At 73.1% G+C, this 21,320-nt stretch carries 16 protein-coding genes; all 16 read right to left on the bottom strand.

The window, feature by feature from the left end; genetic code table 11:
* Positions 1-18: 18 nt before the first annotated feature.
* Positions 19-1,068 (bottom strand): sugar phosphate isomerase/epimerase, encoded by a 1,050-nt coding sequence (locus tag AS97_RS35220; RefSeq protein ID WP_086709321.1) that lies wholly within the window; start codon positions 1,066-1,068, stop codon positions 19-21.
* Positions 1,065-2,489, bottom strand: coding sequence for a nucleotide pyrophosphatase/phosphodiesterase family protein (locus AS97_RS35215; protein WP_210566274.1), 1,425 nt, complete (start codon positions 2,487-2,489; stop codon positions 1,065-1,067). The genes AS97_RS35220 and AS97_RS35215 overlap by 4 nt, the downstream gene beginning before the upstream one ends.
* On the bottom strand, positions 2,486-3,664 hold the full coding sequence (eboE, locus tag AS97_RS35210) for a metabolite traffic protein EboE (RefSeq protein ID WP_210566273.1): 1,179 nt from the start codon (positions 3,662-3,664) through the stop codon (positions 2,486-2,488). Before eboE ends, AS97_RS35215 begins: the two co-directional genes overlap by 4 nt.
* Positions 3,665-3,674: 10 nt before the next feature.
* Positions 3,675-4,559 carry a TatD family hydrolase gene (locus tag AS97_RS35205; RefSeq protein WP_210566272.1) on the bottom strand — a complete coding sequence of 295 codons (885 nt, stop codon included), beginning with the start codon at positions 4,557-4,559 and terminating at the stop codon, positions 3,675-3,677.
* Entirely contained in the window at positions 4,559-5,437 is an 879-nt protein-coding gene (locus AS97_RS35200) for an EboA domain-containing protein (protein WP_210566271.1), read from the bottom strand. Before AS97_RS35200 ends, AS97_RS35205 begins: the two co-directional genes overlap by 1 nt.
* Positions 5,431-6,315: a sugar phosphate isomerase/epimerase family protein gene (locus AS97_RS35195; RefSeq protein ID WP_059149463.1), complete on the bottom strand. Its 885-nt coding sequence runs from the start codon at positions 6,313-6,315 to the stop codon at positions 5,431-5,433. The genes AS97_RS35200 and AS97_RS35195 overlap by 7 nt, the downstream gene beginning before the upstream one ends.
* On the bottom strand, positions 6,312-7,766 hold the full coding sequence (locus AS97_RS35190; RefSeq protein WP_210566270.1) for an SCO3242 family prenyltransferase: 1,455 nt from the start codon (positions 7,764-7,766) through the stop codon (positions 6,312-6,314). Before AS97_RS35190 ends, AS97_RS35195 begins: the two co-directional genes overlap by 4 nt.
* Positions 7,763-8,905 carry an inositol-3-phosphate synthase gene (locus AS97_RS35185; RefSeq protein WP_059149461.1) on the bottom strand — a complete coding sequence of 381 codons (1,143 nt, stop codon included), beginning with the start codon at positions 8,903-8,905 and terminating at the stop codon, positions 7,763-7,765. The genes AS97_RS35190 and AS97_RS35185 overlap by 4 nt, the downstream gene beginning before the upstream one ends.
* 522 nt (positions 8,906-9,427) lie before the next feature.
* Positions 9,428-10,879: a ThuA domain-containing protein gene (locus AS97_RS35180; RefSeq protein WP_210566269.1), complete on the bottom strand. Its 1,452-nt coding sequence runs from the start codon at positions 10,877-10,879 to the stop codon at positions 9,428-9,430.
* Between the two features lie 78 nt (positions 10,880-10,957).
* Positions 10,958-13,402 carry a carbohydrate-binding protein gene (locus AS97_RS35175; protein WP_059142004.1) on the bottom strand — a complete coding sequence of 815 codons (2,445 nt, stop codon included), beginning with the start codon at positions 13,400-13,402 and terminating at the stop codon, positions 10,958-10,960.
* Between the two features lie 286 nt (positions 13,403-13,688).
* A complete protein-coding gene (locus AS97_RS35170) occupies positions 13,689-14,696 on the bottom strand; it encodes a sugar phosphate isomerase/epimerase family protein (protein ID WP_059142003.1) in 1,008 nt (335 codons plus the stop codon).
* A 14-nt stretch (positions 14,697-14,710) separates the two neighbouring features.
* Entirely contained in the window at positions 14,711-15,901 is a 1,191-nt protein-coding gene (locus AS97_RS35165; RefSeq protein ID WP_210566268.1) for a Gfo/Idh/MocA family oxidoreductase, read from the bottom strand.
* A gap of 60 nt (positions 15,902-15,961) precedes the next feature.
* Positions 15,962-17,017: a substrate-binding domain-containing protein gene (locus AS97_RS35160; protein ID WP_059142001.1), complete on the bottom strand. Its 1,056-nt coding sequence runs from the start codon at positions 17,015-17,017 to the stop codon at positions 15,962-15,964.
* The gene (locus AS97_RS35155; RefSeq protein WP_086710159.1) at positions 17,014-18,090 is read right to left on the bottom strand and encodes an ABC transporter permease; all 1,077 of its coding nucleotides are present in this window, start codon (positions 18,088-18,090) and stop codon (positions 17,014-17,016) included. Before AS97_RS35155 ends, AS97_RS35160 begins: the two co-directional genes overlap by 4 nt.
* Complete coding sequence (locus AS97_RS35150) at positions 18,087-19,616, bottom strand: sugar ABC transporter ATP-binding protein (protein ID WP_086710160.1); 1,530 nt, start codon at positions 19,614-19,616, stop codon at positions 18,087-18,089. The genes AS97_RS35155 and AS97_RS35150 overlap by 4 nt, the downstream gene beginning before the upstream one ends.
* Before the next feature lie 397 nt (positions 19,617-20,013).
* Entirely contained in the window at positions 20,014-21,195 is a 1,182-nt protein-coding gene (locus tag AS97_RS35145) for an ROK family transcriptional regulator (protein WP_043235769.1), read from the bottom strand.
* Positions 21,196-21,320: the final 125 nt, after the last annotated feature.

Below are 21,320 nucleotides of genomic sequence, written 5' to 3'. Positions count from 1 at the left end.
GCCCCGAAGGGCCCTCGCTCAGCCCCGTCCGCCGCACCGCAGTGACCGCAGATAGCGGGCGGAGCGGCGGGCGGTGGTGAGCGAATCGGCGGGCTCGTCGTGCTCCACCATCCAGTGGTGGCGGCGGCCGCCATGGGTCCTGCCGACCGCGGTCAGGAAGCGGCGGTAGTCGATGTCACCGTCGCCGACGTCCACCATCCGGTAGCCGTCGGTGGCGGTTTCGTCGTGTTCGCCGTCCTTGACGTGGAAGAGCGGATAGCGGTGCGGGGCGCGCAGGACGTAGTCGAGCGGTTCGAAGGGCGCCGGGGAACCGTCCACCCTCTTGCCGAAGCGGTACTGGCCCACATACGCCCAGTAGATGTCCATCTCCAGATGGACCAGCTCGGGGTCGGTCTCGGCGAGCAGCACGTCGTAGAGGCGGACGTCCGGCCGGTCGGTGGCGAAGGAGAACTCCTCGGCGTGGTTGTGCTGGTAGAACTTCATCCCGCGCGCCTTGGCCGCCGCGCCGTAGGTGTTGAACTCCTCCGCACAGCGCTTCCAGCCGTCCACCGTGGAGCCGTAGCGCCAGGGTCCGGAGGCGGTGCCCACATGCGGCAGGCCCAGCGCCTCGGCGTCGTCCAGCACCTGGGTGAGGTTGGTGGCGAAGGTGTACGCCTTCGGGTCGTCGGAGTAGTAGCCGACGTGGCTGCCGATACCGCGCAGCCCGTGGTCCCGCATCAGCCGCGTGAGCTGCTTGAGAGTGATGTCGCCGGTGCCCTGGGTGTATCCGGCGAACTCCACCTGGTCGTAGCCGTACCGGGCCAGCTCCTTGAAGACCCCGGCGAAGCCGATGGACTGCACCTGGTCGCGGAGGGTGTAGAGCTGGATGCCGAGGTGGCCGCGGGGCACCAGCGGGCCGCCCCGGCCCTTCTGGGCCGTTGTGTCGCTCCGGGCCGAGGTGCCGGTCTGGGCGGCGTTGGCGGTGGCCGTGCCGACCAGGGTGGCGGCCGTGGCACCCGCGGCGACGCCGAGGAATCTGCGGCGGCGGAGCGTCTCGGCGAGTTCGGGGTGTTCCTGAGCCCTCTTCACGGGGTGTCTCCTTCGGTGGTTGCGTTCGTCAGGCCGGCGAGGCGGAGGAGCAGGGTTTTGACGTCGGTGGCGGCCACTTGGCCGCTCACCGCGCCGGGCTGGGAGCAGAGGAGGACGGGCCCGTCCTCCTCGCGGTCCGGGAGGCGGCCGTGGCTGCCGCGCACCGGCGACGGATCGAGCGGGACGACGGCCATGCGGTAGCGCATCCCGGTCTTCTTGCGGGCCAGGGCGGTGGCGGCCCGCACCCGCACATAGGGGTCCTTGGGGTCCATGAACAGCTCGGCCGGGTCATAGCCGGGCTTGCGGTGGATCTCCACGAGCTGCGCGAAGTCGGGGGCGCGGGCGTCGTCGAGCCAGTAGTAGTACGTGAACCAGGCGTCCGGCGCGGCCACCGCCACCAGCTCCCCGGAGCGGGGATGGTCCAGGCCGTGGGCCTTCTTCCCCTCGTCGTCGAGGAGTTCGGCGATCCCGGGCAGACCGGCCAGGGCGGCGCGGGTGGCGTCCAGGTCCTCCGCGCGGCGCACATACACATGGGCGAGCTGGTGGTCGGCGACCGCGAAGGCCCTGGAGGCGCCGGGGTCCAGATACTCCATGCCGTCCTGGGTGTGCACCTCCAGCAGCCCGGCGCGGCGCAGCGCCCGGTTGATGTCCACGGGCCGGGAGACCCGGGTGATGCCGTACTCGGACAGCGCCACGACGGTGCGGCCGCGGGCGGTGGCATCGTCGAGCAGCGGGCCGAGGGCGGTGTCGAGCTCGGTGGCGGCGGCGTGGGCGCGGGGGTCGTCGGGGCCGTACCGCTGGAGGTCGTAGTCCAGGTGCGGAAGGTAGGTCAGCACCAGATCGGTGGGGCTGGTGCGCAGGATGTGGCGGGTGGCGTCGATGATCCACTGCGAGGAGACCAGATCGGCGCCCGGCCCCCAGAAGTGGAAGAGCGGGAAGGTGCCGAGCTTCGCGGTGAGTTCGTCGTGCAGCGCGGGGGGCCGGGTGTAGCAGTCCGGCTCCTTGCGGCCGTCGGCGTAGTAGACGGGGCGCGGGGTGACGGTGATGTCAGTGTCCGAGCCCATCGCGTACCACCAGCAGATGTTGGCCACCGAGTAGCCGGGGTGGGCGCGGCGGGCGGCGTCCCACAGCTTGTCGCCGCCTACCAGGCCGTTGTGCTGCCGCCACAGCAGCACCTCGCCCATCTCGCGGAAGTACCAGCCGTTGCCGACGATGCCGTGTTCGGCGGGGGTGGTGCCGGTGAGGAACGTCGACTGGGCGGCGCAGGTGACGGCGGGCAGCACGGTGCCCAGCGCGGCACGGGAGCCGGACCGGGCGAGGGCCCTCAGGCGCGGCATATGGTCCAGCAGCCGTGGGGTCAGCCCGACGACATCGAGGACGAGGAGGGGGGTCGGGCCGCCCCTGCCGCTCAGGTCGCTCATGGCAGCTCCTTGAGGCCGAGGTCGGTCAGCAGGTCGCGGGCGAGGGCGAGTTCGGCGGCGATGCCGTCGGCGAGCCGGTCGCGGGTGCGCGGGCGCAGCTCGGGCGGGAGCGCCTGCCATGTGTAGGTCTCCACTTCGAGGTGGCGGGTCAGCGGGGCGGGCCCGCCGACGAGCCGGGCGAGGGCGTCGGCCAGCACCGGGAGGGTGGAGGTGAGCGGGGGCTCGGGCGGGGCGTGCAGCGGCACATGGAAGTGGGACCGCCAGGGCCCGGTGTCACCGAGCCCGCCCGCGAGCGCCTCGTCGAGGTCGTCGGTGCCGTGGACGCCGCCCTCGGGGGCCCGGGTGCGGGTCTGGTGGAGGAAGCGGGGCTCGGCGAAGGCCGCGAGGGCCTCCCGCACCCCGGGCTGCGCCGGGTCCTCGGCGTGCAGCGCGGCGGACAGCTGCGCCTTGACGACCGGGACCCCGGCGGCGGTGAGCGCGCCTGTGGCCGTGTGCGGGTCCTCGAACTGCGTCGCCAGATGGCAGGTGTCCAGGCAGACGCCGATCCGGTCCAGGGGCGGGCCGCCGGGCGCGGTGAGCGCCTCGATGGCCTGCCCGGTCGTCTCGACGGTGCAGCCGGGCTCGGGCTCCAGGCCGATGCGGATGGAGCGGCCGGTGAGCTCCTGGACGGCGTCGAGCCGCTGGGCGAGGGTGGTGAGGTGGCGGCGGGCGGCGCGGGCCCGTTCGGTGTCGAAGGGGGTGCGCCAGGCCAGCGGCAGGGTGGAGACGGAACCGTCGGCGATGTCGTCGGGGAGCAGCGCGGCCAGCAGCCGGGCCAGATGGGTGGTGTGCTCCAGCCGCTCGGGATCGGTCCAGTCGGGCTTGTAGACGCGGTACTTGACCTCCTGGGCGCCGAACCCCTCGTACGGGAAGCCGTTGAGGGTGACCACTTCCAGGCCGCGGGTGTCCAGCGCGGTGCGCAGCTTGCGCAGTTCGGCGGGGTCGGCGCTCAGGGTGCGGGCGGCGTCGCGGGCCAGCCACAGGCCGATGCCGAGCCGGTCGCGGCCCAGCCGGCGGCGCACCGGTTCGCAGTACAGCCGAAGCTGCTCCACGACGCCGTCGAGGTCTTCGGCGGGGTGGACGTTGGTGCAGTAGGCGAGGTGGACGGTGGAGCCGTCGGGGTGGCGGAAGCGCATGGTGTCCTCCTCACCGTTCCGTCGGCGCGGTGGCCGGGCCGCCGCCGCGCAGGATGGAGTTGCCCTCGTGGGTGGCGGTGGCCTCGGTCTCCTCGCTGTCGAGGTCGAGGTCCAGGCGGCCGCTGAGCCCGTAGAACGCGACCGGGTTGCGCCACAGCACCTGGTCGACGTCGTCCTCGGTGAAGCCCTCGGCGCGCATCAGGTCGCCGACCTCGCGGGTCTTGAGCGGGTCGCTCCTGCCCCAGTCGGCGGCGGAGTTGACCAGGACCCGCGCGGGCCCGTACTCGCGCAGGATCGCGACCATCCGCTCCTCGTCCATCTTGGTGTCGGGATAGACGGAGAAGCCCAGCCAGCAGCCGCTGTCCTTGGCCTCCTTGACGGTGGTCTCGTTGAGGTGGTCGACCAGGACGTGGTCCATGGGCAGCGCGGACTCCTTGACGACGTCGAGGGTGCGGCGCAGTCCGGCCAGCTTGTCGCGGTGCGGGGTGTGCACGAGGGCGGGCAGGCCGTGGTCGGCGGCGAGCTGCAACTGGGCGGCGAGGGCGGCGTCCTCGGCGGGTGTCATGGAGTCGTAGCCGATCTCGCCCACGGCCACGACGCCGTCCTTGACGAGATAGCGCGGCAGCTCGTCCAGGACGGGGGCGCAGCGCGGGTCGTTGGCCTCCTTGGGGTTGAGGGCCAGGGTGCAGTGGTGGGCGATGCCGTGCTGGGCGGCCCGGAACGGCTCCCAGCCGAGCAGGGAGTCGAAGTAGTCGTAGAAGCTGGCGGGCGAGGTGCGCGGCTGTCCGAGCCAGAAGGACGGCTCGACGACGGCGCGCACCCCCGCGGCGTACATGGCCTCGTAGTCGTCGGTGGTGCGGGAGGTCATATGGATGTGCGGGTCGAAGATGCGCATCAGGACTCCTCGCGGGTCAGGGCGCGGGTGGGGGCCGTCGTGGCGGTCGGGGACGTCGCGGCTGTCCGGGACGCCAGGGCCAGTACGCGGTCGAGATCGGCGGGCACGGGACGGCCGGCGGCGGTGCGCTCCCTGGCGTAGTCGGTGAGCATGCGGGCCAGCTCGGCGTCCCCGCGCGCCCGGCGCTCCCATGCGGCGACGGCGGTGAGCGGGACGCCGGTGAACAGGCACTTGAGCACGGCCTGCCGCCAGCTGTGCGGCGAGAGGTGGCGGGCGGCGTACGGGCCGACGGCGGCGGCCACGAGGCGGGTGTCGTTGGTCCGCAGGGCGTCCTCGACGAGCGGAACGGCGTCCGGGCCGGTGAAGAGGGCGAGGTGCGGGAGCGCGAGGAGCACGGCGCGGCGCTCGGCGGCGGTGCCCTGCGCGTACAGCCTCGCGGCGGTCGGCGCGTCCGCGTCGGCGGCGTGGAGGATGAGGATGCGGGCGGCGTCGGGGAGGTCGTGGGGGGCGAGGTCTTCGGCGGGGGTGGCCGCCCCGGCGAGGGCGTCGGGCGGGGCAGTGGCGGCGGGCGGGGCGGCGGAGGCGTCGGGCGGGACGGTGGCGGCGTGGCCGGTAGCAGCGGACTGGCCGGTGGTGGCAGTCGGTGCGGTGGCGGGTCGAGTGGTGGCGGGTTGCGCGGTCGCGGGTCGAGCGGTCCGGACGTGGCGGCCCGCGGAGGCGAAGTCCAGCTCCCAGCGGGCGGGGCCGGGCCCGCCCCCGGAATCGTCCGCCTGGGGCCCGGTATTCGCCGCCTCCGTCAGGGCCCTGTCCAGCCAGGCGCGCCCTGCCTCGTCCAGTCGCCGCTCCACGGCGGCGCGCAGTTCGGTCGGGGTCAGCATCGGACGCCTCCCTCGATCGCGGCCCGTTCGGCGTCCTGGAGGAAGCGCAGGGAGGTGCGGGCCAGTTCGGGGCCGGCGTGGGAGTGACGGGGCAGTTCGACACCGACGAGCCCCCGGTACCCGGCGGCGTACAGCGCCTCCAGGACCGGCGGGAAGTCGATCTCCCCCTCGCCGAACGGCAGATGCTCGTGCACCCCGCGCCGCATGTCCTCGATCTGCACATGCCGCACCCAGGGCGCCGCCGCGCGCACGCACTCGGCGGGCGGGTCGGGCTCCAGGCACTGGCAGTGGCCGATGTCGAGAGTGAGACCGAGGGCTGCCGGATCGCCGAGCGCCGTGCGCAGCCGGTGGAATCCGGCGAGGTCGGCGAGGAGATGCCCCGGCTCCGGCTCGATCGCGAGGGCCACGCCCGCCGCCTCGGCGGCGACGACCACCGGCCCGAGGGCGTCCGCGAGCCGCCGCCACGCCGTCTCCTCGGGCTCGCCGGGCGGCAGCACCCCGCTGAAGCCGTGCACGGCCGGTGCCCCCAGGTCGGCCGCCACCCGTACGGCCCGCAGCAGCAGATCGACACGGGCGCCGCGGGCCTCGGGGTCCGGGTCGAGCAAGGTGGGGTGGTGCTTGCGCCGGGCGTCGAGAACGTACCGGGCGCCGGTCTCGATCGCGACGCCGAGGCCGAGCCGCTCGAGGTCGCGGGCGACGCGGCGGGTGCGGGAGGCGAGGTCCGGGGCGAGCGGGTCGAGATGCATATGGTCGAGGGTCAGCGAGACGCCGTCGTAGCCGAGGTCGGCGAGGAGGGCGAGGGCATCGGTCAGGCGGAGGTCGGTCAGGCCGTTGGTGCCGTAGGCGAAGCGCAGGGGTTCCGGGCGGGGACGGCTCATGTCGCGCTGACCTTTCTCGACAGCCGTCGGGCGACGGGCATCAGCGCGAGCAGCCCCGCCGCCGTCCGGTGCGCCCCGGCGCGGGAGGCGAGCACGGCCTGAAGCGGGATCATCGCGCGGATGCCGCTGCCGACGGCGCGCTGGAGGAAGTACGGGGAGGGATTGAGCGCGGCATGCGCCAACGGCCGGGCGACCGTGGCCACATACCCGCCCGCGAGCACGGCCCCGGCGACGGCCGCGAAGCGGCTGGCCGCCGCGCCGCGCGAGGCGATGGTCAGGGGCAGCCCTGCCCCGGCACGCGGCCCGCCCGGCGGACCGCCACCGGTGGCCGTAACGAGTCGCCTCGCCGGACTGCCGCGCCCTGCCCGTACGCCCTTGCCCCGCGCGAGCCCGTGGCCAACGGCGGCCGTGGTGCCCTGGACGACGGCCGCCAGGCTGGGCACGGCGGTCCTGGCCGAGACGGCCGCCCGGACCGCGGCCGCCGCGCTCCGGCTCCACCCGTTGGCCGGGGCCCGGCCAACGGCGCCGCCGACAACCGGACCACGCCCCGAGGCAGCCCCACTACCGAACGCCGCACTTACGGCAGGGGCGCGGCGCGGGACCCGCCGCCGGCCAAGCCGGTTGCCTTGGCCCGAAGAAGCCGGGGCGGACAGGGCCCTGGCGAGTCGCCGAACCGGACCACCGCGGCGCGACCCCATGCGGGAGAGCTCCCCGGCGAGGGCCGCCGTGGCGGCTCCGGCCGCCAGGCCACCTGGCGTGGTGGTGTCATGCGCAGCCGCGAGCGGTGCGCGGTGGCCTGCGGCGGGGGCCGGGCGTCTGGTCGCGGCCCAGGCGATCACCGTGCCCACCGCGAGGGCACCGAGAGGGGCCGCCGAGGAGCCGCCGACGGCCTCCCGGCGGGAGACCGCGGTCACCGCGAGGGTGTGGGCACCCAGAAGGGCGGCCGGGGGCAGGGCGGAGCGCAGGGCGGCGGGGGCGGAGGCGGTGGCGCCGAGGAGGAGGTCCAGCGCGCGGGCGGCGGCCATGGCGGGCGGGCCCGCGGGGGTGTTCTTCAGCCCCAGGTCGTACGCCCACACCGTGCCCGCCAGGGCCGTCGCCGTGGTGAGGGCCGGGCGGCCCGCGGCGGCGGCGCAGAGCAGCCCGGCGACGGTCAGCCCGGTCGCGGCGGTCAGCGCGGCGCCCGGGGCGATACGGCCCGACGGCAGCGGGCGGCCGGGGCGTTCCACGGCGTCGATGTCCCGGTCCGCCCAGTCGTTGAGCGCCATGCCCGCCTCGTAGAGGCACAGCGACGAGCAGACCGCGAGCGCGGTGCCCCGGTTGGGGCCGCACCGGGCCGCGGCCGCGCCCGCCAGGGCGTCACCGGGCACGGTGAACAGGGCCGACACCCGGAGCAGTTCGGCCCAGTCGCCCCAGTTCCCCCAGCCCCCACGCTCCCCCGCCGCCCGCGTCATGAGCGGCCCCGCAGCCGTCCGGCGAGGCCGAGCAGCGCCGCGTACTGGTCGGCGAGGGCGGCCGGGCCGCCGTCCGGGTCCTTGAAGTAGAAGCCGAGTTCGGGGAGCGGCCCGGCCAGGCCGATCTCGTGGCCGCGGGCGGTCAGCCGGGCCAGGTCGAGGACGAGCGGTGCGGCGAGCGCCGAGTCGCAGCCCTGCCAGATGGTCTGCAGAACCATCCGGGAGCCGAGGAAGCCCTCGAAGGCGACGTGGTCCCACGCGGTCTTCCAGTCGCCGAGCGCGGGCACGTTGTCGATGTGCAGCTCACCGTCGGGGAGTTCGCCGAGGGTGTCGGAGAGGACCCGCGCCTTCCCGGCGTTCTTGGCAGCCGCGGCGCCCGGGTCGGCGAGGGCGGCGCCGTCGCCGCCGCCGAGGAGGTTCGTACCGGACCAGCTCCGTACGGCCAGCGCCCGCTGCGCGAACATCGGCGCGAGGACGGACCGCAGCAGCGTCTGCCCGGTCTTGCCGTCGCGCCCCGCGTACGGCAGCCCGGAGCGCTCGGCGCGCTCACGCAACCGGGGGTGGTGGAGCCCGGTGGAGGGGGTGAAGTTGACGTACGGGCATCCGGCGCGCAGCGCGGCGGCGGCGTAGAGGGAGCTGGGCGGCAGGGTTCCGGGGTCCTCCGGGGCCGCTTCGGTGGAGGCGACGTTGACGACGACGGCGCGGGCCAGCCCGTGCGTGCGGAGGAAGTCGGTGAGGTCGGCCGCGAAGGCCGCGATCAGTTCCTCCTCACCGCGGCCGTCGCCGGGCTGCGGCCCGCCGGGGCGGACGGCCGCGTCGGCGGCGGCGAGTTCCGCGCGTACGGCGGCGGGCAGCCCATACGGCAGCACCCCGTCGGCGGCCAGCGCCTCGGCCCGCTTGGGCAGCGGGGTCGTGGCGGTGTCATGGCCGCCGAAGACGAGGTCGGCGAGCGCGGGAAGGCCGCTGTCCACGAACGGCGCGGTCTCGGTGACCATTCCGGTCGCCGGCTGCAACCCCCCGGCGACGGCGGCACAGCCCGCTACGGCGGTGGTGGCGACGGAGCCGCGCGCGCCGATGAGCCAGACCCCCGTACGGGGTGCGTCGCGGAGTGGGGTGATGTCGTCGGGGCGGGTGGTCACTGGCTGCCTCCCGGGTGGGCGTGGGTTGTGCATGTGGTTCGGGTGCCGCGCATTGGCGTTCGCGGCGGCGGTGGTGGGCGGCGCCGGTTCGCTCGTGTCGTACGGGAGTCGGGGGTGGATGGGTCGAGGCCGAGGTCGGGTGGTCGAGGTCGGGTGGTCAGGCCAGGTGGTCAGGCCGGGCGGTCGGGGCGGGCGGTCGGGGCGGGCGGTCAGGCCAGGTGGTCGGGGCGGGCGGGTCGGGGCGCGGAGCCCTCGTGCGGTCGGCAGCTCCCCGCGAAGTCCCGGGGCCACCGGTCCACCGGGCCCGGGCCCCCGGCCCGGAGCCCCGGGGTGGCCGGGACCGGGACGGGCGGCCCGGGCAGACCCCAGCCCGGGGGCCGGAGCCGGGGCCGGTGGGCCCCGGCGTCCTGCCCCCGGGTGGGTGGTTGAGGTGGCGGCGGGAAGGAGGCGGCGTACTCCTGCCCACCGCCACGCCGCCCCACGGCTCCCCTCGGGCCGTCGGGACGGCGAACCGGGGGGCGCCTAGCCGTCGTGGTGGTGCTGGTGGTGGCCGCCGCCCTTCGCCGGCAGGTCCTTGATCCGGATATCGCGGAAGGAGACCTCGTCCCCCTCCCCGTGGTTCTGGATGCCGACGTAGCCCTGGAGCAGGCTGCGCGCCGGGTCCCGGTTGGTGAAGTCGTTGATCTGCACGCCGTTGAGCCAGATCCGCAGCCGCTCACCCTGGACCCGGATCTCGTACGTGTTCCACTCCCCCGGCGGGTTCAGCGCCGCGTCCCGCTTGGCGAGGTCCGCGGACTGGAAGCCGTAGACCGAGCCGGTGGTGTGATCGGGGGTGTCCGTGGCGTCGATCTGCACCTCGTAGCCGTTGTCGACCGCCGACCAGGGGTCGTCGGAGGCCGGGAAGCCCACGAAGACGCCGGAGTTGTCGTCGCCCGCCATCTTCCAGTCCAGCTTGAGCGAGTACGAGCGCAGCTCGCGCGCGTCGTACCAGAGCATCCCCATGCCACCCGTCGAGGTGAGGGTCCCGGACGCGGTGTCGAGGGTGAAGCTCCCGGGGCCCGCCTGCTTCCAGCCGTCCGTCGAGGTGCCGTCGAAGAGCGGGCGATAGCCCTGCTCGGGGCGGCAGTCGGCGTGGGCGGCGCCGGTGGCGTAGCGGATGCCGCCGAGCAGGTGCTGCCGGAAGGCGGGGTCGGCGTAGGACTCCTTGGTGTGGCCGAAGCCGGTGTAGAAGGCGCGGCCGCCCCGGTACTCCTGGCACCACGAGATGGGGTGGTCCTCGCCCATCGCGCCGCCCTGGTACGAGGATTCGTCGAGCGTGGCGAGGACCCGCACCCGTTCCCTCGGGTTGGTGCGGTAGTTGTACCACTCATCCGTCCGCTCCCACGTCGGCGCCAGATGCGCGGTCGCGGGGTTGGCCCGGTCCTCGACGTTCACGGTGGCCCGCTGGATCGCGGGGTGGGACTGGAAGTACGCCCCGGCCAGGCCCTCGTAGAAGGGCCAGTCGTATTCGGTGTCGGCGGCCGCGTGGACGCCGACGTAGCCGCCGCCCGCCCGCACATAGCCCTCGAACGCGGACTGCTGGGCGGCGTCCAGGACGTCGCCGGTCGTGGAGAGGAAGACGACGGCGTCGTAGCGGGCGAGGTTGTCGGGGGTGAAGGCGGCGCCGTCCTCGGTGGCGTCCACGGCGAAGCCGCTTCCCGCGCCGAGTTCCTTGATGGCGGCGACCCCGTCGGGGATCGAGTCATGGCGGAAGCCCGCCGTCTTGGAGAAGACCAGGACCCGGTCGTCGTCGGCAGCCGATGTCGCAGCCCCGGACGCGGCGGCGGGCAGGGCCGTCAGGGCGAGCAGCAGCGTGGCCCCGACGGCGGCGAGGCGCGCCCCACGCCGGAAGCGGGTGCCGGAGTCGGGTCCGGAGTCGGGTCCGGAGTCGGGTCGGGAGTCGCGTCTGGAGTGCGGAGAGGTGTACGGGTGCATATCCGTCGTGCTCCTTCCTCCCGGGGTGGGGGCGGCGTCCGCGTACGGCCGCCGCCCCCGGCCTCGGGCGTCAACTCGTCAGCCGGTGCCGATCGTGAAGTCGTCCACGTCGAAGAGCGCTCCCGCACCGCCCTTGAAGACGAGGGACAGCGTGGTGGTACCGGTCGGGGGCTTCGTCAGTGTCGTCTTGACGTCCTGGAAGGTCTCCCAGTCGCCGGTCACCGGCACGGTGACGGTGCCGAGCAGCCGTCCGGTCGGGGAGCCGCTGTGGATCTCCAGCGTGCCACCGGCGCCCGCCGAGGAGACCCGTGCGGTGAAGTCCTTGGCGTTGCCCAGCGCATACGGGGTGAAGGAGATCCAGTCCCCGTTCTCGATGTTGCCGACCGTCTTGCCGCCGTTGGCCGGGGTGTGGGAGATCACCGAGACGCCCTGGCTGTCGTCGTAGTGCTCGGCCTGCCGGTGCTTGGGCTGGACGATGGACTGGTCATGGGTGGTCAGCGGCGGCTGGCCGCCCCCGCCGCCGTCGGTGTACTCGGCGTCGAAGACCCCGAAGATGTTGGCGTTGGGGTCGTGCTCCCCGTCCGCGTTGGTCTTGATGGTGCCGGAGCAGCCGTTCGCCGTGGTGACGGGGTGGCCGTGGCTGTCATGGCCGAGGATGTAGGTGACTTTGACCTTGGCGCAGTCGACGGTCCCGTCCTCCGGGTCGGTCACCTTGACCTTGAAGGGGACCTCGTCGCCGAAGCTGAACAGCTGGCCGTCGGCGGGCAGTTGCAGCGTCACCTTGGGCGCCGTGTTGCCCACCGTGAGGTGGACATTGGCGTTGGCGGTGCGACCGGTGGGGTCCTTGACGGTGAGGGTCGCGGTGAAGGTGCCGTTCTTCTTGTACGTGTGGGTGGGGTTGGTGGCGGCGGAGGTCGTGCCGTCACCGAAGTCCCAGCTGTAGGCGAGGGTGTCGCCGTCGGCGTCCGAGGTGCCCGCCGAGGAGAAGGCGACCTTCATGGGCGCCTTGCCGGAGGTGCGGTCGGCGCTCGCCTCGGCGATGGGCGAGTGGCCGTCGGTGGCGTTCTCGATCCGGTAGAGCGCGGAGTGCTCGTCGCCGTTGAAGTAGCCGAGGCCGTAGTCGAGGACGTACAGCGCGCCGTCCGGGCCGAAGGCCGAGTCCATGACCTGGGTGCCGGACCACGGGAAGTCGTTGATCTTCTGCACGGCCCCGTCGGCGCCCTGCTCGATCCGCTTGATCCACTGGCGGCCGAACTCCCCGGCGAAGAAGTTCCCGTTGTACGACTCGGGGAACTTCACCGGTGAGTCGAGCGAGGCGTCATAACGGTAGACCGGCCCGGCCATCGGGGACTCGGAGCCGGAGCCGAACTCGGGCACGGAGTCGTTGTCGTACGGGATCCAGGCGGGCTGGGCGGGCGGCAGATCGGTGAGCCCGGTGTTGTACCGCGAGGTGTTCTCGGGCGCGGCGCAGTCGAAGGCCGGGCCGGAGGTGCCGGTGGCGAAGTCGTAGTCGCGGTACGGCTTGTTGTCGGCGATGCAGTACGGCCAGCCGTAGTTGCCGGGCTTGGTCACCCGGGCGAACTCGACGGCGCCACCCGGCCCGCGCTCGGGGTTGGCGGCGCCGGCGTCCGGTCCGTAGTCACCGACGTAGACCGTTCCGGTCGGCTTGTCGACACTGATCCGGAAGGGGTTGCGGAAGCCCATCGCGTAGATCTCGGGCCGGGTCTTCTCGGTGCCGGGCGCGAAGAGGTTGCCGTCCGGGACGGTGTACGAGCCGTCGTCGGCCACCTTGATGCGCAGGACCTTGCCGCGCAGGTCGTTGGAGTTGCCCGCGGAGCGCCGGGCGTCGAAGGCCGGGTTGCGGTTGTCCCGCTCGTCGATGGGGGTGAAACCGTCGGACTCGAACGGGTTGGTGTCGTCGCCGGTGGACAGGTAGAGGTTGCCGTCGGCGTCGAAGTCGATGTCCCCGCCGACGTGGCAGCAGATGCCACGGTTCGCGGGGACGTCCAGGACCTTCTTCTCGCTGCCGGTGTTCAGGGTGCCGTCGGCGTTCAGGGTGAACCGGGAGAGGCGGTTGACGCCGTCGAACTTGGCGAAGTCGGCGGCCGTGCCCTGGGTGGGGGCGTCCCCTGCGGGGGTGTCGAGCGGGGGCGCGTAGTAGAGGTAGATGGCGCGGTTGTCGGCGAAGCCGGGGTCGATGCCGACGCCTTGAAGCCCTTCTTCGTCGTGCGAGTAGACCGGCAGCTTGCCGGACACCTTGGTCTCGCCCGTGGCATCGGTCAGCCACAGGGTGCCGTCGCGCGAGGTGTGCAGCACGGAGCGGTCGGGGAGCACGGCGAGTGTCATGGGCTCACCGGTCTCCTCCACGCCCTTGGCGAGGGTGACCTGCTGGAACTCCTCGGCGGCCGGGGCTGGTTGATCCGCGCCCGCCGGCGGAGCGGTGAGCGCGAGCCCCGCGCCGACGAGCAGGGCGCTCGTGACGAGCGCGAGGGGCCCGCGCAGTCGAAGCCTTTTCCTGTGCACGCTGATCCTCCGTGGAAAGAGGGGGGGTGTACGGGCGGGCCGTCAGGCCGCCGTGACTGGCACAGGCGCGCGCCGTCGCGCCGGGATGACCGGTCCGGGGCGAGGGGCCCCTATGTGACCGGTACATCTCAAGGACCGTAGCGGTGTTTGTCCGGTCCGGAAACCCCTTTGACGCGAAGTAACCCCTGCTTCATCCACGGGCAGGACAAAGCTGGGTGGGGGCGCGGTGTGCGGTCCCCCACCCAGGGGCCCTTCGGGCGGGTCCTCGATCGCCGGACGGGCCGGGCTACTTCTCCCCGCCTCCGAAGGCCGCGTCGAACGACGCCGTCGGCGGGTCGAAGTCGAAGTGCTTCAGCCGGGCCAGCGCCTCCGGGGCGCCAGTGAGCCGGTCCATCCCGGCGTCCTCCCATTCGACCGACACCGGACCGTCGTAGCCGATCGAGCGCAGCATCCGGAACACGTCCTCCCACGGCACATCGCCATGGCCCGCCGAGACGAAGTCCCAGCCGCGGCGGGGATCGCCCCAGGGCAGATGGGAGCCGAGGCGTCCGTTGCGGCCGTCCAGCCGCTTGCGGGCCTCCTTGCAGTCGACGTGGTAGATCCGGTCCCGGAAGTCCCACAGGAAGCCGACCGGGTCCAGGTCCTGCCAGACGAAGTGGCTGGGGTCGAAGTTGAGCCCGAAGGCGGGGCGGTGGCCGAGCGCCTCCAGGGCCTGGTGGGTGGTCCAGTAGTCGTAGGCGATCTCGCTGGGGTGCACCTCGTGGGCGAAGCGCACGCCCTCGGCGTCGAAGACGTCGAGGATCGGGTTCCAGCGCTCGGCGAAGTCCTCGTAGCCCCGCTCGATCATCCCGGGCACCACCGGCGGGAACATCGCCACCAGATGCCAGATGGAGGAGCCGGTGAAGCCGATGACGGTACGGACCCCGAAGGCGGCCGCGGCGCGGGCGGTGTCGGCCATCTCCGCGGCGGCCCGCTGCCGGACGCCCTCGGCCTCGCCGTCGCCCCAGATCCGGCCCGGCAGGATGGCCTTGTGGCGTTCGTCGATGGGCGAGTCGCACACGGCCTGGCCGACCAGATGGTTGGAGATGGCGAAGCACTTCAGGCCGTACTTCTCCAGCAGGCTGTGGCGACCGTCCAGATAGCCGGGCTCGCCGAGCGCCCGGTCCACCTCGAAGTGGTCGCCCCAGCAGGCCAGTTCCAGGCCGTCGTAACCGAAGTCGCGGGCCAGCCGGCAGACCTCCTCCAGGGGAAGGTCGGCCCACTGGCCGGTGAAGAGCGTGAAGGGTCTGGGCATTCCGGCCTCCTGTCTCAGACGGGTACGGGGGTGTAGACGCAGTTCTTCTCCGCGCTCTCCTCGACGGCGGCGAGCACCCGCTGCACCTGCAGGCCGTCCTCGAAGGACGGCTCGGGTCCGGTCCCCTCGGCGACCGCGAGCACCATGTCCCGCGCCTGGTGGACGAAGGTGTGCTCGTAGCCGAGGGCGTGGCCCGGCGGCCACCACGCGTCCAGGTAGGGGTGCTCGGGCTCGGTCACCAGGATCCGGCGGAAGCCGGAGTCGGCGGCGGGCTCGGTGTGATCGTGGAAGGACAGCTCGTTGAGCCGTTCCAGATCGAAGGCGAGCGAGCCGTGATCGCCGTTGAGCTCGATCCTGAGCGAGTTCTTACGGCCTGCGGCGAACCGGCTGGCCTCGAACGAGGCCACCGCGCCGGAGCCGAACCGCCCGGTGAACAGCGCCGCGTCATCGACCGTCACCGGTCCGCGGGCCGCCCCGCCCGCCCCGGAACCGCCGAGCCCCGCCACCGCGCCGGCGGGCAGCGGCCGCTCCCGGATGAACGTCTCGGTCAGCGCCGAGACGCCGATCAGCCGCTCCCCCGCCAGATACTGCGCCAGGTCGACGATGTGCGAGCCCAGGTCGCCGAGCGCGCCGGAGCCCGCGTACTCCCGTCGCAGCCGCCACACCAGGGGGAACTCCGGGTCGACGATCCAGTCCTGCAGATAGGTGACCCGTACGTGCCGCAGCACGCCGAGCCGCCCCTGCGCCACCATCCGGCGGGCGTACGCGATAGCGGGCGCGCGGCGGTAGTTGAAGCCGACCATCGCCACCTGTCCGCGCTCCTGCGCCCGCCGCGCCGCCTCCACCATGGCCTGCGCCTCGGTCACGGAGTTGGCGAGCGGCTTCTCGCACAGCACGTGCTTGCCCGCCTCCAGGGCCGCGATGGCGATCTCGGCATGGCTGTCGCCGGGGGTGCAGACGTCCACGAGCTGCACATCGTCCCGGGCGATCATCGACCGCCAGTCGGTCTCGGCCGCGGCCCAGCCGTGCCGGTCCGCGGCGGCCCGCACGGCGTCCGCGTCACGCCCGCAGATGGCGGACATCACGGGGCGCGTGGGCAGGTCGAAGACACGGCCGACGGTACGCCAGCCCTGGGAGTGTGCGGCGCCCATGAAGGCGTAACCGACCATGCCGACGCCGAGCGTCTTCGCTTCAGGACTTTCCATGGGACTCCTTCTGACGATCGCAAACCGACGCGAGGTGGGGGGTCTGGCCCTCCAGCGGGCTCAGCTGAATCCCGTGGGGAGGTATTCGTCCACGTTGTCCTTGGTGACGACGGCGGAGTAGAGGGTGAGGGAGGCCGGGATCTCCAGCTCCGCGAGGCCACCGACGCCCTTGCCCTGGCCGAGCGCGCGGGCGAGGTCGATGGCGGAGGCGGCCATGGTCGGCGGGTAGAGCACGGTGGCCTTCAGCACGGTGTTGTCGGCCTTGATGGCGTCCATGGCGTGCTTGGCGCCCGCGCCGCCGACCATGAGGAAGTCATCGCGCCCGGCCTGCTTGATGGCGCGCTCGGCACCGACGCCCTGGTCGTCGTCGTGGTTCCACAGGGCGTCGAAGTCGGAGTGGGCCTGGAGGAGCTGGGCCATCTTCGACTGGCCCGACTCGACGGTGAACTCGGCGGCCTGGCGGCCGACCTTCTTGACGTTCGGGTAGTTCTTCAGGGCGTCGTTGAAGCCCGCGGTGCGCTGCCGGGTCAGCTCCAGGTTGTCGATCCCGGCCAACTCGATGACCTTGGCGTTCTTCTTGTCCTTGAGCTGCTCGCCGATGTAGTGCCCGGCGTTGAGGCCCATGCCGTAGTTGTCGCCGCCGATCCAGCAGCGGTACGCCTGCGGCGAGGCGAAGACGCGGTCGAGGTTGATGACCGGGATGCCCGCCCGCATCGCCTTGAGCCCGACCTGGGTCAGCGCCTTGCCGTCGGCCGGCAGGATGACCAGGACGTCGACCTTCTTGTTGATGAGGGTCTCGATCTGCCCGATCTGCTGGGCGGTGTCGTTGGAGCCCTCGGTGATCTCCAGCGTGACGTCCTTGTACTCCTTGGCGCGCCGCTTGGCCTGCTCGTTGATGGCGTTGAGCCAGCCGTGGTCGGCCTGGGGCCCGGCGAAGCCGATGGTGACCGCCTTACCGGGCTTGTCATTGGCGGTGTTCGCGGCCTGTTCGCTGTTCTCGTCGCTGTCGTTGTTCTCGTTGCTGGTGCACCCGGCGGCGAAGAGCGCGCCCGCCGCGGCAGTGCCCAGGAGCAGGTTTCTGCGACTGGTGGGGGAGGAGCTCTGTGGGAACCTCATGGCGTCGAACGACCCTTCTGTACCAGGACGGCGGCGACGATGATCGCGCCCTTGGCGATCTGCTGGACATCGCTCTGAAGGTTGTTCAGGGCGAACAGATTGGTGATGGTGGTGAAGACGAGGACGCCGAGGACGGAGCCGGTGATGGTGCCGCGGCCGCCGCTGAGCAGCGTGCCGCCGATGATCGCGGCGGCGATGGCGTCGAGTTCGTACAGATTGCCGTTGGTGTTCTGGCCGGAGCCGGTGAGGACGACCAGCATGAAGGCGGCGACACCGCAGCACAGCCCGGAGAGCAGATACAGCATCAGCCGCTGGCGCTTGACGTCGATGCCCGCGAGCCGGGCCGCCTCCGCGTTGCCGCCGATGGCGACGGTGCGCCGGCCGAAGGTCGTGCGGTTGAGCACCAGCCAGCCGAGGACCGTGACGGCGGCGAAGATGAGCACCAGCGGCGGGATGCCGAGGACGTAGGAGTCCGGGAGCCCGAGGTCCAGGACCGGGTCGACGGTGACGACCTGGGTCCTGCCGTCGCTGATCTGCAGGGCGAGACCGCGGGCGGAGGCGAGCATCGCGAGGGTGGCGATGAACGGGACCATCCCGCCGTACGCGATGAGCACCCCGTTGACCAGTCCGCAGCCGAGCCCCACCAGGACCGCGCAGAGCAGAATGCCGCCGAGTCCGTACTCCTGGGTGGCGATCGTGGTGGCCCACACCGAGGCGAGGGCGACCATCGCGCCGACCGACAGATCGATGCCGCCGCTGGTGATGACGAAGGTCATGCCGACGGTGACGACGCCGATGACGGATGCCTGGGTGAGCACGAGCTGGAGGTTGTCGGTGCTGAGGAACTCATCGGGCTTGGTGAAGCCGCCGACGGCGATCAGCACCGCCAGCACCCCGACGAGGGAGAGGTTGCGCAGGTCGGCCAGGCGCCGCAGCCTGCTCAGCGGATCGGTGCCGGTGCGGCCGGCCGGCGGTTTGCCAACCGGGCCGGCCGTCAGCGTGGCGCCCGCGCCCGGCACCGGGGCGGGGTCGGCCGGGGGGCTGGACGCCGGCGTGCTCCCGGGTGAGTTCACGACGGGCTCCCTTCCATGACGAGATCGAGGACGCGGTGCTCGTCCAGCTCCCGCGCGGGCGCCGTATGGACGACGCGGCCCTCGCGGAGCACCAGCACCCGGTCGGCGAGGCCCAGGACTTCGGGCAGTTCGCTGGAGACGAGAAGGACGGCCATGCCGTCGTCGGCGAGTCGGCGGATCACGGCGTACAGCTCGGCGCGGGCGCCGACGTCCACCCCGCGCGTCGGCTCGTCCAGCAGCAGCGCCCGGCAGCCGCGCAGCAGCCAGCGGGCCAGTACGGCCTTTTGCTGATTGCCGCCGGACAGGGTGCGCACCGGCCGCTCCGGGTCGTCGGGGTGCAGCGAGAGGTCGCGTACGCACCGGCGGGCCGCCGCCCGCTCCGCGCCGCGGTCCACCCACCCGGCGCGGGAGAAGCGGGGCAGCGAGGAGACCGAGACATTGCGGGTGACGGACTCCAGCATCAGCAGGGCCTGCGCCTTGCGCTCCTCGGGGGCGAGCCCAAGCCCAGCGCGCACGGCGGCGGTCACGCTGCCGGGGCGCAGCGCGCGGCCGTCCACCAGGACCCGGCCCGAGGTGGGACGGCGGGCGCCGTAGACGGTCTCCAGGATCTCGGACCGCCCGGAGCCGACGAGCCCGGCGAGCCCGACGATCTCGCCGGGCGCCACCTCGAGGTCGATCGGCTCGAACTCCCCCGCCCTGCCGAGGTTCTCCAGCCGCAGCACGGGCTCCGCGCTCGCGGCCGGAGGCGCCGTGGTGCGGCGCGGGAACGCGTACTCCACGTCCCGGCCCGTCATCAGGGCCACCACCTCGCGGGTCGGGGTGGTGCGGGCGGACAGCCCGCGGGCCGCGGCGCGGCCATCCTTGAGCACGGTGACCCGGTCGCCGATCCGGCGGATCTCCTCCAGCCGGTGCGAGATGTACACGACGGCGACCCCGGCGGCGGTGAGATCGCCGACGATGCGGAAGAGGTTGTCGACCTCGTCGGGGTCGAGGGCCGCGGACGGCTCGTCCATCACGATGAGCTGGACGTCGTGGGAGAGCGCGCGGGCCATCGAGACGATCTGCTGCCCGGCCGCGGACAGCTCCCCGACCAGCCGTCCCGGGTCGATCTCGGGATGCCCGAGCCGGGCCAGGAGCGCGGCGGCGGCGGTGCGGGCCGCACGGGAGCGGACGAAACCGGCGGTGGCCATCTCATGGCCGAGGAAGACGTTCTCGGCGACGGACAGCCCCTCCACCAGGTCGAGTTCCTGGTAGATGGTGGCGATCCCCAGCCGCATGGCGGCGATGGGCGACTTGAGGGTGACCGGTGCGCCCCGCCAGAGGATCTCGCCGCTGTCGGGCTGATGCGCCCCGGCGATCACCTTGATCAGGGTGGACTTGCCCGCCCCGTTCTGGCCGAGCAGACAGTGCACCTCGCCCGCTTCGACATCGAGGTCGACGCCGTCCAGGGCCCGTACGCCGGGGAAGGACTTGGTGATCGCGGACATGGTGAGGAGCGGGCGCGGGTCGGGTGGTGCCGGTGCCATGGCTGGCCTCCTCGGCGGGTTCGCTCGATGCGGTGCGGGTCGCTGGGCGTGCCGGAGCCGCTGCGGGCGCACGGCGGGGCGTGATGTGGGGCTGGGCGGAACGGTGATGTGGTGCCGTGGTGGGGCGCGGGGCGCGCCGGGGGTACGGCGCGCCGCCACGGTGGTGCCGGGTGGTGCGGCTCGGTGGTGCCCTGGGGTTGCGGCTCGGTGGTGCCCGGGTGGTGCGGCTCGGTGGTGCCCTGGAGTTGCGGCTCGGTGGTGCCCGGGTGGTGCGGCTCGGTGGTGCCGGTCGTGCGGCTCGTGCCTCGACATGGCGTATGTCGAGGGGCGGTGCGGGTGCCGTGCTGCTGCGCTGTGCCGAGGTACGGACCGGCCGTGGCCGGGCTGGATCAGGCCGTCAGGCCGGGGAGAAGAGGTGGTCGCTGATCAGGCGGGCCGCGCCGGTGACCCCGGCGGCCGGGCCGAGTTCGCCCAGCACGATGGGGAGGTTGCCGGTGGCCAGGGGCAGGGACTGGCGGTAGACCTGGGTCCGTATGGCGGCGAGCAGCGTATGGCCGAGCCCGGTGACACCGCCGCCGATGACCACCAGACCGGGGTTGAAGAAACTGACGAGCCCGGCGATGACCTGGCCCGTACGGGTGCCGCCCTCCCTGATGAGGTCCAGGGCGGTCGCGTCGCCCGCTGACGCCGCCGCCGCGACGTCCGTGGCGGCGAGGCTGCCCACCTCCTCCAGCCGGGCGGCGAGTTCGGCGGACCGGCCGTCGCGGGCGGCCGCCTCGGCGTCGCGGGCCAGTGCCGCGCCGCCGAAGTACGCCTCCAGACAGCCGTGGTTGCCGCAGGCGCACGGGCGGCCGTCGGGTTCGGCCTGGATGTGGCCGATGTCGCCCGCGCTGCCCGTCGTACCGCGGTAGACCTCACCGCCGACGACGATCCCGCAGCCGATACCGGTGCCGATCTTCACGCAGAGGAAGTCCTTGACGGAACGGGCGACTCCGGCGTGCTGCTCCCCCATCGCCATGAGGTTCACATCGTTGTCGACCATCACCGGGCAGCCCAGCTCCTGGCTGAGCGCCTCCCGTACGGGGAAGCCGTCCCACCCCGGCATGATCGGCGGCGCCACCGGCACGCCCTCGGGGAACCGCACGGGGCCGGGCACTCCTATGCCCGCCCCGTCGAACCCCTCGGCCACCCCGGAGGCCCGGAGCTTCGCGGCCATGTCCAGCACCTGCTCGAAGACCGCGACCGGTCCCTCGCGCACATCCATGGGCTGGTTGAGATGGCCGAGAATCTCCAGTTCGGCATTGGTCACCGCGACGTCCACGGAGGTGGCGCCGATGTCGACGCCGAGCAGCCGAAGCCCGGGCGCGAGCCGGATGTTGTGCGAGCGCCGGCCACCGCGCGAGGCCGCGAGCCCGTCCGCGGCCACCAGCCCGGTCTCCAGCAGCCGGTCGATCTCCACGGCGAGCTTCGAACGCGAGAGGTCGATCTGATCGCCCAGCTGAGCACGGGAGTTGGGGCCACCGTCGCGCAGCAGACGGAGCAGTCGCGCCTGATGCGCGTTCGCCGGTCGTGCCGTCATGCGCCTCACGCCGCCCCTCCCGCCGTCATCGGCATCCACGTCACCGGGCTTTCACGGGGAACGTAGCAGCGGTTGTCGGGGGTGGGAAGAACTTGCGCCGCAATTGGCTACGACTTTCTCCTGTC

It is taken from the genome of Streptomyces sp. AgN23, from assembly GCF_001598115.1.
Taxonomy (GTDB): Bacteria; Actinomycetota; Actinomycetes; order Streptomycetales; family Streptomycetaceae; genus Streptomyces; species Streptomyces antimycoticus.
The sequence above is the reverse complement of the archived record's forward strand: the minus strand, read 5'-3'. Positions and strand labels throughout refer to the sequence as shown.